General features: G+C 44.8%; 14 protein-coding genes. 3 read left to right on the top strand and 11 right to left on the bottom strand.

What is annotated here, in order from left to right; genetic code table 11:
• Nucleotides 1-41: 41 nt before the first annotated feature.
• Genes paaE through paaA form a run of 5 tightly spaced genes read right to left on the bottom strand, consistent with a single transcriptional unit; the run spans nt 42 to nt 3,718 of the window.
• Nucleotides 42-1,100 (bottom strand): 1,2-phenylacetyl-CoA epoxidase subunit PaaE, encoded by a 1,059-nt coding sequence (gene paaE, locus FD716_RS04465; RefSeq protein WP_139851157.1) that lies wholly within the window; start codon nt 1,098-1,100, stop codon nt 42-44.
• Nucleotides 1,101-1,134: 34 nt separating this feature from the next.
• Entirely contained in the window at nt 1,135-1,635 is a 501-nt protein-coding gene (gene paaD / locus FD716_RS04460; RefSeq protein WP_139851156.1) for a 1,2-phenylacetyl-CoA epoxidase subunit PaaD, read from the bottom strand.
• Between the two features lie 35 nt (nt 1,636-1,670).
• Nucleotides 1,671-2,426 carry a 1,2-phenylacetyl-CoA epoxidase subunit PaaC gene (paaC, locus tag FD716_RS04455; RefSeq protein ID WP_139851155.1) on the bottom strand — a complete coding sequence of 252 codons (756 nt, stop codon included), beginning with the start codon at nt 2,424-2,426 and terminating at the stop codon, nt 1,671-1,673.
• A 12-nt stretch (nt 2,427-2,438) separates the two neighbouring features.
• A complete protein-coding gene (gene paaB / locus FD716_RS04450) occupies nt 2,439-2,729 on the bottom strand; it encodes a 1,2-phenylacetyl-CoA epoxidase subunit PaaB (protein ID WP_139851154.1) in 291 nt (96 codons plus the stop codon).
• A 47-nt stretch (nt 2,730-2,776) separates the two neighbouring features.
• On the bottom strand, nt 2,777-3,718 hold the full coding sequence (gene paaA, locus FD716_RS04445) for a 1,2-phenylacetyl-CoA epoxidase subunit PaaA (RefSeq protein WP_139851153.1): 942 nt from the start codon (nt 3,716-3,718) through the stop codon (nt 2,777-2,779).
• Between the two features lie 261 nt (nt 3,719-3,979).
• Here paaA and paaZ point away from each other — a divergent pair, with 261 nt between their 5' ends.
• Together paaZ and FD716_RS04435 are read left to right on the top strand one after the other, a co-directional pair.
• Complete coding sequence (paaZ, locus tag FD716_RS04440) at nt 3,980-6,082, top strand: phenylacetic acid degradation bifunctional protein PaaZ (RefSeq protein ID WP_139851152.1); 2,103 nt, start codon at nt 3,980-3,982, stop codon at nt 6,080-6,082.
• Nucleotides 6,083-6,669: 587 nt separating this feature from the next.
• Nucleotides 6,670-8,106, top strand: coding sequence for a spinster family MFS transporter (locus tag FD716_RS04435; RefSeq protein ID WP_139851151.1), 1,437 nt, complete (start codon nt 6,670-6,672; stop codon nt 8,104-8,106).
• A 246-nt stretch (nt 8,107-8,352) separates the two neighbouring features.
• On the opposite strand, the gene FD716_RS04430 is transcribed toward FD716_RS04435, so the two are convergent.
• Together FD716_RS04430 and FD716_RS04425 are read right to left on the bottom strand one after the other, a co-directional pair.
• A complete protein-coding gene (locus tag FD716_RS04430; RefSeq protein ID WP_407641916.1) occupies nt 8,353-10,128 on the bottom strand; it encodes a DUF1302 domain-containing protein in 1,776 nt (591 codons plus the stop codon).
• Between the two features lie 370 nt (nt 10,129-10,498).
• Nucleotides 10,499-11,089: an RBBP9/YdeN family alpha/beta hydrolase gene (locus tag FD716_RS04425; RefSeq protein ID WP_139851149.1), complete on the bottom strand. Its 591-nt coding sequence runs from the start codon at nt 11,087-11,089 to the stop codon at nt 10,499-10,501.
• A gap of 306 nt (nt 11,090-11,395) precedes the next feature.
• Between FD716_RS04425 and FD716_RS04420 the strand changes: the two genes are divergently transcribed.
• Nucleotides 11,396-12,406 carry an AraC family transcriptional regulator gene (locus FD716_RS04420; RefSeq protein WP_139851148.1) on the top strand — a complete coding sequence of 337 codons (1,011 nt, stop codon included), beginning with the start codon at nt 11,396-11,398 and terminating at the stop codon, nt 12,404-12,406.
• Between the two features lie 82 nt (nt 12,407-12,488).
• Here FD716_RS04420 and FD716_RS04415 read toward each other — a convergent pair whose 3' ends face one another.
• From FD716_RS04415 to FD716_RS04400, 4 genes are read right to left on the bottom strand one after another with little or no spacing between them, the layout of a single operon-like run.
• Entirely contained in the window at nt 12,489-13,499 is a 1,011-nt protein-coding gene (locus FD716_RS04415; RefSeq protein WP_139851147.1) for a YeiH family protein, read from the bottom strand.
• Nucleotides 13,492-13,818: a Rieske (2Fe-2S) protein gene (locus tag FD716_RS04410; RefSeq protein WP_139851146.1), complete on the bottom strand. Its 327-nt coding sequence runs from the start codon at nt 13,816-13,818 to the stop codon at nt 13,492-13,494. Before FD716_RS04410 ends, FD716_RS04415 begins: the two co-directional genes overlap by 8 nt.
• Nucleotides 13,815-14,471 (bottom strand): DsbA family oxidoreductase, encoded by a 657-nt coding sequence (locus FD716_RS04405; RefSeq protein ID WP_139851145.1) that lies wholly within the window; start codon nt 14,469-14,471, stop codon nt 13,815-13,817. The genes FD716_RS04410 and FD716_RS04405 overlap by 4 nt, the downstream gene beginning before the upstream one ends.
• Before the next feature lie 18 nt (nt 14,472-14,489).
• Complete coding sequence (locus FD716_RS04400) at nt 14,490-15,818, bottom strand: MFS transporter (RefSeq protein ID WP_139851144.1); 1,329 nt, start codon at nt 15,816-15,818, stop codon at nt 14,490-14,492.
• Between the last annotated feature and the right edge of the window lie 64 nt (nt 15,819-15,882).

Genomic DNA, 15,882 nt, shown 5'->3' with positions numbered 1-15,882 from the left:
TCTTACGACGCTCTTACTGTTCGCTTACGGGTCTGTTACTGCTACTCATCAAAACTTAAACGAACATTGGCGGTGACTGGGCGTGCTTGGCAGCTCAACACATAGCCTTTGGCCAATTCTTCGGCTTCTAAACTGTAGTTGATCGCCATTTCCACTTCACCTTCAAGCACCTTACATTTACAAGTCGCACATACCCCACCTTTACAGGCATAAGGCAAATCCGCACCTGCACGTAAAGCGGCATCTAAAATGCTGTCATCTTCTTTTGAGACTTCAACCAAAAGTTCACGACCATCAAGCAGTACATGCACCAACTCATCCGAACGTTGCGCAATTTGCGCAGCAGTGGCTTTAACCACAGGCCCAGTATTGAAGCGTTCCGTGTGAATTTTATGACGTTCAATCCCCAGTGCGGGCAATACCGTTTCAACTGCTTCCATCATTTCTTCTGGACCACAGGCAAAACAATGATCGATGTCTTGGGTAATCAAACCATTTTGATAAAGCAACTGGAGTTTCTCGGCATCAATACGGCCATTAAACAATGGGCTGTCATTCATTTCACGCGAGAATACATTGATCAGTTGAAAACGCTCTTTAAAGCGATCTTTTAAATCCATGATCTGTTCAGCGAACATGGTTTGCTTCCATGTGCGATTGCCATAAATCAAAGTAAAACGCGCATCATCTTGTTGTAAGAGCACCGATTTTACAATCGATAAAATTGGGGTAATGCCACTGCCTGCCGCAAAACCTAAATAACTTTTACCACCGGTTTTGGCGGCTTTTTGAAAGAACACACCTTGTGGTGGCATTACTTCAAGCACATCACCCGCTTTTAGGTTGTCATTGGCCCAAGTTGAAAACTGACCTTGCTCAATTTGCTTAATCGCAATACTCATGTCTTCTTGCACATCGCTGCAAATTGAATAGCAACGACGCAATTCTTCGCCTGCGCTGATATGGCGAATGGTCAAATGCTGGCCTGGCTGATATGCAAAGCTTGAACGCTGTTCTGGTGCCAGCTCAAAGGCGATACAAATGGCACGATCGGTCTGGGCACTGATTGATTTTATGGTTAATGGTACAAATTGACTCATGTGAAATTCCTTTTTTCGATTGCTCAAATGCGGTTTAAATACATTTGAAATAATCGAATGGCTCTAAACAGTCGCGGCATTGATATAAAGCTTTACAGGCTGTAGAACTAAATTCGCTTAATAGTTTGGTGTCGGTACTGTGGCAGTGTGGACAGGCAATGCCATCAACCAAAGCCACATGGGTACCGCAGTTATGTGCTTCACCTTGTGGTGGTGCAATGCCATATTGTTGTAACTTAACTTTGCCTGCAGCACTCATCCAGTCCGTGGTCCATGCTTCAGACAGATCCACCACCACTTTCACTGGGCTAAAGCCTTTGGCTTCTAGGGCTTGAGTGATTTCTGTGGTTAATAGGTCTGTGGCTGGACAGCCGCTATAGGTTGGCGTGAGACGCACAATCAGTTCGTCATTTTCATTTAAATCCACACCGCGAATCATGCCCAAGTCGAGCACAGACAAAACTGGGATTTCTGGATCAGACACGTCTGCCAAAATATCCCAACATTCATCTAAACAATGTCGAATTAATTTCATGCTGCCCACTCCCTGTGATGCTGCTTAGGATTGAATTACCACGTCATATTGGGGTATGAACGTTGGATATACTGAAGCTCTGCCAAAATAAAGCCCAAATGCTCGGTATGCAGCCCTTGTTTGGCACCACTGCGATAAGCACCAAGTGCTGGAATAGTCAACTCAAAACGGCTGAGTTCCGCTTCAACATTGCTGCTCCATGTTGCTTTCAGCGCTTCCACATCGGGAATCACGCCTTCAGCCACCAATTGTTTTTCAGCATCGGTCAAGGCAAACAGCTCTTGGGTATAGCGCCATAAGTTATCTAGACCTTGTTGCATTTTCTGATGGGCTTCTTCGCTACCAAGGCTTAAACGCTCCATCCATGCCGTTGAAAAACGAATATGGTATTTGACTTCTTTCAGCGATTTGGTCGCAAATGCTGCCACTGCTTTGTGTTGACTACCCGTCAATGCGTCTAATAACAAAGCATGATAATGATCCATCAACCATTGACGCACGATGGTTTGCGCAAAATCACCATTCGGTTGTTCACATAACAACAGGTTAAAATATTCACGCTCGCCACGGAAATAAGCCAATTGGTCTTCATCACGGCCCAAGCCTTCAAGCTCACCCGCCAAGGTCAAGGCATTACGTGCCTGGCCCAACAAATCAAGACCAATATTGGCAACTGCGATATCGAGTTCAAGCTCAGGTGCGTGACCACACCATTCAGACAAACGATGCGACAAAATTAATTGACTATCGCCAATATGTAATAGGAACTGTGCTAATACTTGCTGATTCATGATGCCGTCCCCTTACATGTGCTCAATGCCATCTGGAATATGATAAAAAGTTGGATGGCGATAAACCTTGTCTAAAGACGGCTCAAAAAACTCTTCTTTTTCATCTGGTTGAGATGAAGTAATCAATTCAGATTTAATCACCCAAATACTGATGCCTTCATTACGACGGGTATAAACATCACGTGCATTTTGCAATGCAATTTCTTCATCTGGCGCACGTAAGCTACCGACATGACGGTGACTGAGGCCTTGTTTGCTGCGTACAAAAATTTCATACAGCGACCAATTGTTTTTATTTTCCATGCCTTTCATCCTTCCCTATTTCAAATCTTAATTAAATCTTGGCTTGCTTAAGCAACTTTTTGATCTTGCTTGGCTTGCTGTTTACGCGCATAGATTGCAGCAGAATCACGGACCCATTTACCGCCTTCCCATGCTTTGCGACGTGCATCAATACGTTCTTGATTACATGGCCCTTTACCCGCGATCACATCGAAGAACTCCGCCCAGTTAATTTCACCAAACTGATAATGACCGGTGCTTTCATCCAATTTTAAATCTGGATCAGGCACCGTTAATCCAAGCTGCCATACTTGAGAAACGGTGTTATCGACAAATTTCTGACGCAATTCATCATTGCTAAAGCGTTTCACTTTCCACGCAATACTCTGTGCACTGTTTGGTGAATTGTCATCATTTGGCCCAAACATCATCAAAGCTGGCCACCAAAAACGATTGACTGCATCTTGCGCCATTTGTTTTTGTGCTGCTGTGCCATTGGCAAGCACCATCATGGCTTCAAAACCTTGACGTTGATGGAAGCTTTCTTCTTTACAGATTCGCACCATGGCACGGGCATATGGGCCATAAGAGGTCCGGCACAGCGCCACCTGATTGACAATCGCAGCACCATCAACCAACCAGCCAATCGCTGCAACATCCGCCCAACTTAAGGTTGGATAGTTGAAAATCGACGAATACTTCATGCGACCCGCAATCAGTTTATCCATCATGTCATCACGGTCTGCACCCAAGGTTTCAGCTGCGCTGTATAAGTACAAACCATGTCCCGCTTCATCTTGAACTTTGGCCAATAACACGGCTTTACGTTTCAAGGTTGGGGCACGGGTAATCCAATTCCCTTCAGGCAACATCCCGACGACTTCCGAGTGCGCATGTTGTCCAATTTGACGAATTAATGTTTTACGGTAAGCCTCTGGCATCCAGTTTTTCGGCTCAATGGAAACATCCTGTTCAATAGCGCGATCGAAATCTTCCGCACGATTTGTCATTTTTCCCTCACTTATCCCAAGTGTCTATGCTTATAAATCTATACGATACACAGTTAAAATCAATATCTATTTTTAGGTATCATATTTATTTTCCAATCAAAATAATATAAGTTTATGATTTTGAACGTTTTTAAATTTAATATTTTTTTATATAAAACTTTAACCCAACAAATATGATTGACTTCCTCTGTATTTTTCTCCAAATTATGAAACAATATTTAATATATTTATTTAAAAACGTATCGTAAAAGGAGTTTTAGGATGCTTGTTACTGAAAACAAGGAATCGAATGCACAACACAGCGCTCAGCCCAGTGATCAAATCACCCGTTTAAGCTCATTGGTCTGTGGACAGGAATATTATGCTGATCAAGACTTAAGGACGGTCTATCACGCCATTACAGGCGAAGCAGTTTATCAAGTCAGCAGTTATGGAATCGACACCCAAGCCATTGTAAATTATGCAAAAACCAAAGGCGCAAGCATTGCACAGTGGACTTTCCATCAACGTGCCAATGCCTTAAAACAAGTTGCGCAATACTTATTGGAACGCAAGGAAGACTATTACACCTTGGCCAAAGCCACAGGCTGTACCCGCAAAGATGCATGGATTGATATTGAAGGCGGAATCGGGACCTTATTTGCCTATTCAAGCTTGGTTCGTCGTGAACTCAGTGATGAAACTGCATGGGTTGAAGATGCATGGTTGCCTTTGTCCAAGCAAGGTAACTTTGGCGCCAAGCATATTTTGACTCCAAAGCCGGGGGTTGCATTACATATTGATGCCTTTAACTTCCCGATCTGGGGCATGCTGGAAAAAATTGCACCCACCCTATTGGCAGGTGTGCCGTGTATTGTCAAACCTGCCACTGAAGGTGCGGAACTAACCCATGCTGTGGTCAAAGCCATTCATGCATCGGGCTTCCTCCCTGAAGGTTCACTGCAATTAATCTGCGGTCAAACCTATGATTTATTTGAACAACTTGGCCCACAAGACACCGTAACCTTCACAGGTTCTGCCTCGACTGGTCAAAAGCTACGTGCCCATCCCCACCTCAATCAATATTCAATTCCATTCACCATGGAAGCCGATTCAGTCAACAGCGCGATCCTCACCGAAGACGCCAGTGACGAAACCATTGATTTGTTTGTACGTGAAGTATTCCGTGAATTGAGCACCAAAGCGGGACAGAAATGTACTGCAATCCGCCGTGCCTTTGTGCCTACTGCACTGATCGATACCGTGCAAAGCCGCCTCATTGCCAAGCTTGATAAAATCGTGGTCGGTGACCCTGAACGCGAAGGCGTAACCATGGGTGCATTGGCCAGTGTCAAACAAAAACATGATGTCGCAGCACGAGTTGAGTTGCTCAGCCAAGAAGCACAAATTGTCTATGGCGGACACCTCAATGCAGGCAAAGCAATTGATGCTGCCCACCCAGAAAAAGGGGCCTTCTACCCACCAACGTTGTTGCGCTGTGATCAACCGAGTCAAGCACCGTTGTTACATCAAGTTGAAGCCTTTGGCCCAGTCTGCACACTGATGCCTTATGAAAATCTAGCTGAATTGTCTGACTTGGTTGCACGTGGCGAAGGTAGCTTGGTCGCGTCGATCGTACGCAATGTTGAGCAAAACATTGAAGCGCTGGTCAGTAAAATTGCCCCATGGCATGGTCGTTTGCACATCCTCGATCGTGACAGCGCCAAAGAAAGTACTGGACACGGTTCACCGCTGCCTTATTTGGTCCACGGTGGCCCTGGTCGTGCTGGTGGTGGTGAAGAACTCGGTGGCTTACGCGCAGTCAAACACTATATGCAACGAACTGCGATTCAAGGCTCGCCAAACGTAATGACCCAAGTAGGTCATAGCTGGACGGCAGGCGCACAGGTATTTGAAGACCGCGTTCATCCATTTAAAAAATCATTTGATGAATTGCGTATCGGTGAGCGTTTACTGACTGCCCGTCGTACCATTTCTGAAGCAGATGTGGTGAGCTTTGCAGGCCTCAGCGGTGATTTCTTCTACGCGCATATGGACAAAATTGCAGCAGCAGAATCCCTGTTTGGTGAACGTGTGGCACATGGTTACTTTGTGGTTTCAGCCGCAGCGGGGCTGTTTGTGGATGCCGCACAAGGCCCTGTAATTGCCAACTACGGTATGGACAACTTACGTTTTGTCGAGCCAGTAAAAATTGGCGACACCATTCAGGTCGAACTGACCTGTAAGCAAAAGACTCCGAAAATCTTACGTGACCCAACCCAAAAACCGCATGGCGTGGTGGTTTGGGACATCAAGGTGAAAAACCAACATCAAGAACTGGTCGCAACCTATGACATTTTAACCTTGGTTGAACGTGGCGAATAAACCCTCGTCTTCGATCTAAGCCCAAAACAGAAAAGGAATCCAAGAGATTCCTTTTTTGTTTTCTTGTTTTCTAGTTTTCTGGTCAAAGCACTGCAACGAGACTTTCTCAATGAAAGCCCCTCTCCACTTTGGGCATAGTTATCGACACAAATATTTAAGAAATATATGTAGTCGAAATATGTAATCTATTTGAGCTTAATACAAGGTATTTAAGTCCTCTTTAGATTTGGAATTTAGGGCTGAATGCAAATTTCATTGAATTTTCAGCCCCCCCCCAATCTCCCCTAGCCCCTCTTTTCCAAAGAGGGGAATTTCCATTGAATATCATACTGAGTTTGATACACAACGCTCCTCCCTTTGAAAAAGGGAGGTCGGGAGGGATTGTCTTGAAAAGCGAAGCAGTGGCACAAGACTGCGTAAGAATCCATCCTCATAATCGATACACAACCATTAAACCCTTTAAAAATTAATAATTTTGATTGACGAATAGCCTGCGACCTTTTACAGTGCGACAAGACGATACATCAATTAAAAATATATTAAAATTTGAGTATCATATTATTTCACTAATCATGACAGGAAGTTCAATGATGAATGATGAATCTTTAGCCGTGGCCAAAGTGGATGGGAATAACTTGGAACACGCCGCTCCAGAGCCTAGCAATCCACAAAATACCGCATCTACTCCAAACACACCGGAGCCACCGGCTTACACCAGCCGCTATCAATGGTATGTGGTGGTGATTTGTATGGTCGCCTACATCATGTCCTTCGTAGACCGCCAAATCTTATCCTTAATGATTGAACCGATTAAGCAAGACTTGATGCTCAGTGACACCCAATTCAGTTTATTACAAGGACTGGCTTTTTCTTTGTTCTATGCCTTTATGGGCGTACCAATTGCAGCATTAGCCGATAAAAAATCTCGAATTAAAATTATTGCCGTTGGCATCGCCTTTTGGAGTTTGGCGACTGCAGCCTGTGGTTTGAGTAAAAACTTTATTCAAATGTTCTTGGCCCGTCTCAGTGTGGGTGCAGGTGAAGCGGCACTCTCCCCTGCTTTTTACTCGATCGTGGCAGATTTATTTCCGAAAGAGAAAATTGGTCGTGCCTTGGGGGTATTTGCAATTGGTGCCTTTATCGGATCTGGCCTAGCGTTTCTGATTGGTGGTTATGTCATTGGTCTATTAAAAGATTTTGATAGCATCGTGCTTCCTGTAATTGGTCAAGTCAGAACTTGGCAATTGACCTTCTTTATCGTTGGTCTACCTGGTGTACTGTTGGCTTTAGCCATGATTTTGACCTTAAAAGAACCACATCGTAAGGGCTTAAAAGTCGGTGCGGATGGTCAAGTCATGAAAGCTTCATTCAAAAACTCTGTCGCTTTTATTCGCACCCATAGAAAAACGTTCTTCTGTCATTTCATTGGTTTTTCTTTTTATACCATGATGCTGTATTCACTTTTAGGCTGGGCACCCGCATTTTATATGCGCCACTTCGGTTTAACCGCCAGTGAAACAGGCTATGCCTTGGGCAGTATTATTCTCATCGCCAATACCTCAGGTGCATTATTCTGTGGTTGGCTGATCGACTTCTTCTCAAAACGTGGCTACAGTGATGCCGCCATGCGTGCTGGTATGATTGGTTGTGCCGCCCTAATCGTTCCAAGTGTGTTGTTTACCCAAGTCGATAATATCTATCTGTCTTTTGGCTTAATTTTTGTGGCGATGTTCTTCTCGACCTTCCCAATTCCTGCGTCTGCTGCTGCAACGCAAATCCTCACCCCCAATCAACTCCGTGCTCAAGTTTCAGCCAAGTTCTTGCTGATTTCAAATTTGATTGCCTTGGGTGTTGGTACTACGGCAGTGGCTTTAATTACCGATCGTTATTATGAAAATACCTTACTTGTGGGTAATTCAATTTCGATTGTAAATACCGTTGCAGGCATTATTGGCGTGTTCTTATTGTACAAGGGCTGTGGTTATTACCGCGAAAGTATCAATAAAGAAAAACTGCATGATTAAGGCTTAAAGCTTAAGTGCAAATCCCCCCCTAAACACCTTTAGTTTTAGGGGGATATTGCCAACCTTCGATCTCTATTGCTTTACCAGCTCTACCAATTCCAAACGTTGCACCCCGAATCATTGCTACACGATTTTTTCGTTATCGATCATTTTCATCTTTTAAACGGATGAGGTGATCTGTTCAGCTTGCATAGAGCGCTGTATCGCGGGGTCAACCACAGCGAATTTAACCCAGATAATTTTCTCTTAAAACTTGGCTTTAAATACGAAAGAGGCAAAATCTCGATCATCTAATACACTAAAATCGTTCGAGCCAAAAAAAGTGTTGTAGGCCAGTTCAGCTGTATATTTTTTTTGATAAGTTGCTGACAATCCTACTGCAACGCCCATTTGTCCTTCTTGAAAGTTTGGACCATAACCATGCACATCATGACGGAACATCAAACTTGGCGTGATCACCGTTGAAGGAACTAAGTCGTTATAACTCAATGCTGCATGCACACGATAGCCGAGAGACCAGTCGCTATAAAAACCCTTTCGATTACAGTAAAGCTCATTAATGCGATCAACTTCTTCATTGCTCAGGCTGCCCGATCCATAAGTCGTACATTGAAATTCGTGGGTTTCAGGATTATAAGCCCCTGTCGAGAGTTCACTCCGCCCAAAAGCCCCACTGCGACCAATACGATGATTGCCAATATTCGCAATATGATTGACCCCAAGTTCGGCATGTAAACTCATGCTTTCTGCACCGAGTACATTGCTAAAACGATCCGTTGCTGCAATCGAAAACTGAGTTACGGGTAAGCGCACATAGCCATTCACCAGCTCATTAAACCCAAGTTGTTGCTCCGGTGGGGTAAATGGTGTGTCATCAAATCGAACTTGCGAATAGACCATATCGGTACTGTTAAAATGCAAGGGCATATTTGGCTTATGATTTAACTCAGCAGAAATCATAGTGCTGCCGACTTTGCCACTCAAACTCATCCCATACATTTTAATGTCTTCGGGATAAACCGAAAAAATAGTCGCGGTATTAAAGTTCGCAGGCCCCGGTGCAGTCACGCTGGTGCCATCAAAATGCGAAAGGCGGCTGTGGTAGTTCGCAAAGTAAACACCCCATTCGGCATTGTTTAACCAAGGCAACGTCTGTTTTAACGCAATCCCATACTCACCACCATTTTTGGCTTTCTGGCTGGCCGTTCGTGGTAAAAAACTGTTGCGCTCTATGGCTGCATCGGATGAACCAGCGCCTGCAACCAACAGTGGACCGCAGTTCTCCGGGAAAATATCCGAAATCGCAAAGAAGGTGCCACAACCATCCAATACCGATGGTCTCGCTTTAAATTGATAAAAAGCTTCAACTTTTAACTTGTCATTAATACCCGCAGAAAATGAGAGCATCTCAACGGGAATGATTCTTTCCCGAACATCACCCCCCGGTCTATTCATTGCCGCAAAATCAAATGCACTGACCGAGTTAAGCCCATTTTGGAAAAACTGAGATTTGCCCCAATTTAGGCTGTGCTTCCCGAATTTAGCATTTAAAGTTTGCCCATTACTCAGCGCAAAATCCTTCCAAATATAGGCATCCCACAAATCAATCCCTTTAAATTTTGCCAGTCTTGGCCAAGCAGCATCATCAAATGTTTTTAAATCACCATTTCCAGTCTCATAAGCATGGTCATACCAATACTTGCTACTCAGTACCGCACCTTGCGCTACCCCATTTAATTTAATTTCGGTAAAACCTTTGATAATTTGTGAGATGCGATCATGTTTTGCAAAGTTCATCCGACCATCGTCACCATTCACATCAATGCCATTGCCAGATCGACCTATTTTGTCAGCATCCGGTTTAAACATTAATGCCGCGGACGGATCTTGCATACTCCAACTCGCACCTAAACTTAGGCTGGTATTGGTTTCCAGTTTCCAATCTGAATTCACCTCAAAACTGACGGCATGTCCTTTTGTCATTGCACAGACCAAGCCACATGCAACACTGAGGTGTTGCATGGTTTGTAAATTCAGTTTTGTGCTTTTGACCGTGGTTCCATTAACGTAAATCGCTTTATTGACCATACCAGCTCCATTTAGATATGATTTATTTGGCTCAAAAACCAGCCGTTTTATTTAAAAGCACAGCCATGAATCACTTCATGTGTTTGCTTTAAATATCCATATTTGTTGTTGTAACTTGCCGCTAAAAGAATTTTTTTATTGCATCTGTTCTAGCGTCGCATGATCTACAAAGATCAAAGGAAGCCGTGGTACACCCTGTACCCGCAGGCTTCGCAATACCGCTTTACATCACTTTTATTGTTTGAATAACCACGCTGTCCGCCACTTAGCTCAGCGCAATTCCAGCCTCGATCAAGCTTTGCGCTCAACCTTCAACTGAGGTTGCTCGCCCCTGATCCAGCTGATGAATAAACTGTTCAGCTTGCGGCCAAGGACCAAAACCAGCGGCAGGATTGAGATGCCCAACTTCCCCCAAGTTCACCAACTGGCTGCCCCAGGTATTTGCCATATCCGTCACTGCGGCTAAACTGGCTAAGGGGTCATTGGTACTGGCGACAACAATGCTTGGAAATGGCAAGATTTGATTGGGTAGAGGATCCCAACCTTCAAGTCGAAGCGTATCTGAGCTTGGATATTTTGCAGGCCAACGGATGTTTAAATCTGGTGGTGTCACCAGCAATGCACCTTGAATTGCATGCTGATGCTTGGTTGCCCAATGCACGGTCATTAACACACCAGCACTGTGTGCAACCAAAATAACCGGGCCTTCAATACTAGCCAATTGTGCTTGAATCGCAGCAACGCGTTGCGCACAATTGAGCTTGTTGGTTTGCACAGGCGGTACAGAACGCACCTTAACCAAACAAGCTTCAAGTATGGTTTGCCAATGTTCGGTCACGTGATCACGCAAGCCCGAAATAATAAGTACGGTTGCCTTGGTCTGTATTTTTTCCATCTCGATTCCTTCGAACTCACTCGCGAGTAAGTGCAACAAATGTTATAAATTTGATATCCACAATAGAGACTCGGCTAGTCAAATAATGTACATTCAATGCCACTCACTTATCATTTGATGACAGCCACTTTAAAAGCTTCGTTAAAGCAGCAAAATCCTCTCAAATCAGTGCAATAAGTTATAAAATCGAAAAATACCCAGTCATAGTTTTGTGATGTCGTGGGTTACGACTTCCCCAGACGTGGCAAGTTGGATATAAATAAGTTCTGACCAGGTAAGGTTAATTAAAAAATAAGGAGATGATGAGTGATTCCTCTAGCGCATAGAGCAGTGCTGACAAATTATTTGGACGTTACCCAACGATTGGACCTTAACGCATACCATTTACTGTCTAGTGTCGGTCTCAATCAATCGCAACTAAATGACAGCAAACAGCGCATCCCTGTAGACAAGGCGATTGCGTTATTGGAACAATCCGCGCAACTCAGTGGCTGCGAAATGTTCGGATTACAGATGGCAGAAAACCGCCAACTTTCCGATCTTGGTGAAATTAGTTTATTGCTCAATTATCAGCACACGTTGCGTGACGCACTGCAAACCATGATTCGTTATCGCAACGTTCTCAATAATGCCTTGGCGATTTATATCGAAGAGGATGGCAATACCGTGATTATTCGACAAGAAGTCGTCACCAATGCCTCGATGTATAGCCGCCAGTCGACAGAACTGGCGCTCGGGGTGATGCATCGTCTCTGTGCATCATTGTTGTTTCAAAAATGGCAACCATTAAGCATCCACTTTACCCACAGTGCACCGAATGACCTCTCTGTGCATCGTCGAGTTTTTGGTTGTTCATTAAAGTTTGGCAGTGAGTTTAATGGGATTGTCTGTACCGCAGCTGAACTTGATTCGGCCAATCCGCAAGCCAATACCGCCATGGCAGATCATGCCCAGCGCTATCTCGACCTCCTCCAAACCGAAAGCCCATCTTCGATTATTTTTGATATCCGTAAAAGCATCTACTTACTGCTGCCAATGGGCCGTGCCACCTTAGACCAAATCGCGCAAACACATGGCATTAATGTACGGACCCTACAACGTCGATTAGAAGCAGCACAGACCAGTTTTAGCGATTTAATTAATGATGTACGGCGCAACTTGGTGTTTCGTTATTTGAGAAATATCAATTATTCACTGAGTCATGTTTCTGATATTTTGGGTTACTCAACCCCAAGTTCGTTTACCCGTTGGTTTATCAATCAATTTGGAATCGCACCCACTGCGTGGCGCGATAGTAATAAAGCACTACTGGCCTAATTTCCCAAGACCTTGAGCTTAAATAGGCTTTGCTTTGTGTTGATGAATCTCCGTCAAAGCCCATTTTAAGCTGAGATCAAGCTCAGAAGAACCAGTGCATCAATAGCAATACCAGCAATACCAGAAATACGCTTTCGCCCAACATCAATAGAATCGGTTTGATCCCCACAGCAGCCAAGGCTTTTAACTGGGTTTTCATCCCCAAGGCACTAATCGCAATCACCAAACACCAGCGAGATAAATCGTTTAACCCAGCTTGAATCACCACCGGTACCCAGCCCGTACTGTTAATGCAGACACACACGATAAAACCAACCGCAAACATCGGCAATAACGGTGGACGTTTCCCCGTTGAACCCGCACCTTGCATCCGAGTAATCATTGCCGCACAAACAATCACGGGCAATAACATTGCAACACGCATTAGTTTGACCACGGTGGCAGTATCACCTGTTTCAGTCGACATGCTATACCCTGCACCCACGACCTGTGCCACATCATGAATGGTGGCACCTAAAAATACCCCAGCAGCAATCGGTGATAATTCAAGCCCATTGGCAATCATCGGATAGACAATCATGGCAATGGTTGAAAATGCGGACACCACAATGACGGTAAATAACGTCGCTTGCTCTTTTTGTTTATGACTTGGCAACGCGGCCGACAATGCCAACGCTGCCGAAGCGCCACAAATTGCAGTCGCCCCACCGGTCAACATGCCAAAGATTCCTTTAAAGCCCAACACTTTTGCCGCAGCCATCGAAACCAAAATGGTCACGACCACCGAGGTGATCACCAAGGCAGTCATCCCCCAACCAAGTGAGGCGATCTGCTCCAAGGTGATTCGCATCCCCAACAAGGCAATCCCAAAACGTAAGATGGTGCGTGAAGTAAACTCGATTCCGGCAGTACATTTGCTGTCTGTCGATAAAAAATTTAGTCCCATGCCGAGCAACAATGCAAATAACATCACGGGAGCACCATAATGCTCCGATAAAAAAGTGGCAGCAGCGGCAACGACCAAACTCACCAAAAAACCGGGGAGTAATTCGCCTATACGCTGACGCAAATTTATAAGCGTTGCATTATTCATGTCGCGCTCCAGCATCGATCACAATAAATACTTGCTCGCTCACCACTTCTACTGGATAAGTTGCAACTTTAAGCTGGGTAGAATTCAACAGATAACCACTGGCGACATCAAAACGTAAACCATGCGCACAACATTGGATGGAACGCCCCTGTAATTGGCCTGTGTATAGTGACGCGCCCTGATGTGGGCAGCTGTCATCAATCGCATAAAATTGCGTATCGATATTAAACAGGACAATCGTTTTATCGCCAATTTTCAGAAATGTACGCATACCCGACTTCGGCACTTTTTCTAATGGCACTTGAAAATGGCTGCTCATATTGACTGTCCTTGTGTTGCCAGTGCTTCAAGCATTGCGTGGTACAGTACATTGGCAGGCTGAGCACCTGCCATAGCCAAACGACCATCAAAAATAAAGTAAGGCACCCCATTTCCATTTGTATTTGCAGAAATAAAAGCGTCATCCAACGGGCTCAAAATATAGTGAAGCGCCTCACCAGAGAAACCACAAAATGCAGCAATCTTCAGGAGATCTGCACGATCGCCAATATTTTTGCCATGATGAAAATATGCGGCAAATAACTGTTCAAGCAGCATATCGCATTGCGCAGCCGTTCCAACGCTTAAGGCACGTTCAAATAAATGATGTACCTTTGCGGTATTTGGCATCCGCTGAATGCGATCAAAATTAATCTCAAGACCAACTGTATGTGCAGATTGACGAACTTGTTCCTGTCGCATCTGTACTGCGGTGATACTGCCTAATCTTTGTAGATAAAACGTCTTAAAAGCAACCCCATCAACGGGTATATCGGGTATTAACTGAACGCCACGCCAAACCAAGTTCACATCAACATTCGGATCATGCTGATGCAATTGTATGATGGCGGCCTGTAACTGACGCTTTCCAATCAAGCACCATGGGCAAATAAAGTCAAAAAACACCTCTATCTGTAGTTGACGGGTCATAATTTTTCATCCACGTTATGTTCAAATTTGTTCATCACACGATCCATTGGGCTGCTGCATATACCGCCCATTTAATTGCTCCACATCTGCTTGATAATGGCGTCTAGCGTAAAAGAACATGGCTGCAGCGGCGATGCTCATCAATGGCATGATTTGAAATGCAGCATGTAAACCGATCACATCAGACAATCGCCCAATCAGCATCGGTCCAAGCGCCAGCCCTAAAAAGTTATTGGCTAAGGTTAATGCGGCAAAAGCGGTACTATGCACCGCGTAATGGGTTAAATTGGCAACCATGGCAATGGTTGGCCCATTGGTCCCAATCACAATGAATGCTCCAAGGCAAATCATGATCAACTGCGCACGGCCTGCGGGTAAAGCAAAGGCAATCGAAAGCAAAACACAACTTCCAAGGCAAAAAGCAATGGCTAAACTGACTTTACGATCTGGACGAGTACGCCCAAGACGATCACAAAGTATGCCGCATAAAACCGCCCCAACGGCACTACACAGCACAATCACCGCGGCAACACCGCCAGCAGTATCCGTACTCATGCCGTAATAGCGGTTGAGATAACTCGGAATCCATACGATCACCGTACCCGCAACAAACAGTTGTAAGCCACTGGCAATATAGGTTGCAATGACAGAACGACTTGAATACAAAGTTTTCAGCGGTGACTTAATTTGAGCGAGCTTCTCTCCTGTCGGAGTCATTAAGTTGGGCGAAACAATTTTCTTTTCTTTGACAATCAGCGGATATAGCGTCGCCAAAACTAAGCCGAATAGCGCCATGCCACCGAAGGCCCAGCGCCAACCATAATGTTCGGCCAACATCCCACCTAATGCCATGCCAAGAAATGAGCCGACCATGCCACCGGCCATAAAAGCACTGGCAAGCGTTGCTCGCATCTCTTTAGGAAACACAGCCACGACCACAGCAATACCCACACTGCCATAAGCCGCCTCACCCACGCCCACCATAAAACGGGCAACAAACATTTGCTGATAACTTTCGGCAAGCGCACAGCCAAGCGTGGCTAGGCTCCACAACACCGCCATGATGGTTAAGCTTTTGACACGACCAAAACGGTCAGCCAATAATGACAAAGGTAAAGTCAGTAAACCGACCATTAAAGCCACAATGCCACTTAGTAAGCCGAGTTGACTATCACTGAGTACCCACTCGCTTTTAATTAAAGGAAATACTGCATTTAATACTTGCCGTGACATGTAATCTGAAAGCAGCAAACCAAATGTGAGGGCAAAAACCAGCCAAGCATAACGGCGAGAAATACCCATCGAGGTATCTACATTCATTCGCTGGGCAGTAGGCTGTTTGGCATTCATACGGACTCCTTGTATTTTTATCGTCGCAACTGCGCTCACCTTGTTCAGATCAGCCAACGACGCC

The sequence above is a fragment of the Acinetobacter pullicarnis genome, from assembly GCF_006352475.1.
In the GTDB taxonomy this organism is placed as follows: Bacteria; Pseudomonadota; Gammaproteobacteria; order Pseudomonadales; family Moraxellaceae; genus Acinetobacter; species Acinetobacter pullicarnis.
Note: the sequence above shows the minus strand (reverse complement) of the source record. Positions and strands in the feature narration are given on the sequence as shown.

Excerpts from the sequence above, each read along its gene's own strand:
- paaE (WP_139851157.1), bottom strand. The coding sequence starts at position 1,100 with ATGAGTCAATTTGTACCATTAACCATAAAATCAATCAGTGCCCAGACC.
- paaD (WP_139851156.1), bottom strand. The coding sequence starts at position 1,635 with ATGAAATTAATTCGACATTGTTTAGATGAATGTTGGGATATTTTGGCA.
- paaC (WP_139851155.1), bottom strand. The coding sequence starts at position 2,426 with ATGAATCAGCAAGTATTAGCACAGTTCCTATTACATATTGGCGATAGT.
- paaB (WP_139851154.1), bottom strand. The coding sequence starts at position 2,729 with ATGGAAAATAAAAACAATTGGTCGCTGTATGAAATTTTTGTACGCAGC.
- paaA (WP_139851153.1), bottom strand. The coding sequence starts at position 3,718 with ATGACAAATCGTGCGGAAGATTTCGATCGCGCTATTGAACAGGATGTT.
- paaZ (WP_139851152.1), top strand. The coding sequence starts at position 3,980 with ATGCTTGTTACTGAAAACAAGGAATCGAATGCACAACACAGCGCTCAG.
- FD716_RS04435 (WP_139851151.1), top strand. The coding sequence starts at position 6,670 with ATGATGAATGATGAATCTTTAGCCGTGGCCAAAGTGGATGGGAATAAC.
- FD716_RS04430 (WP_407641916.1), bottom strand. The coding sequence starts at position 10,128 with ATGCAACACCTCAGTGTTGCATGTGGCTTGGTCTGTGCAATGACAAAA.
- FD716_RS04425 (WP_139851149.1), bottom strand. The coding sequence starts at position 11,089 with ATGGAAAAAATACAGACCAAGGCAACCGTACTTATTATTTCGGGCTTG.
- FD716_RS04415 (WP_139851147.1), bottom strand. The coding sequence starts at position 13,499 with ATGAATAATGCAACGCTTATAAATTTGCGTCAGCGTATAGGCGAATTA.
- FD716_RS04410 (WP_139851146.1), bottom strand. The coding sequence starts at position 13,818 with ATGAGCAGCCATTTTCAAGTGCCATTAGAAAAAGTGCCGAAGTCGGGT.
- FD716_RS04400 (WP_139851144.1), bottom strand. The coding sequence starts at position 15,818 with ATGAATGCCAAACAGCCTACTGCCCAGCGAATGAATGTAGATACCTCG.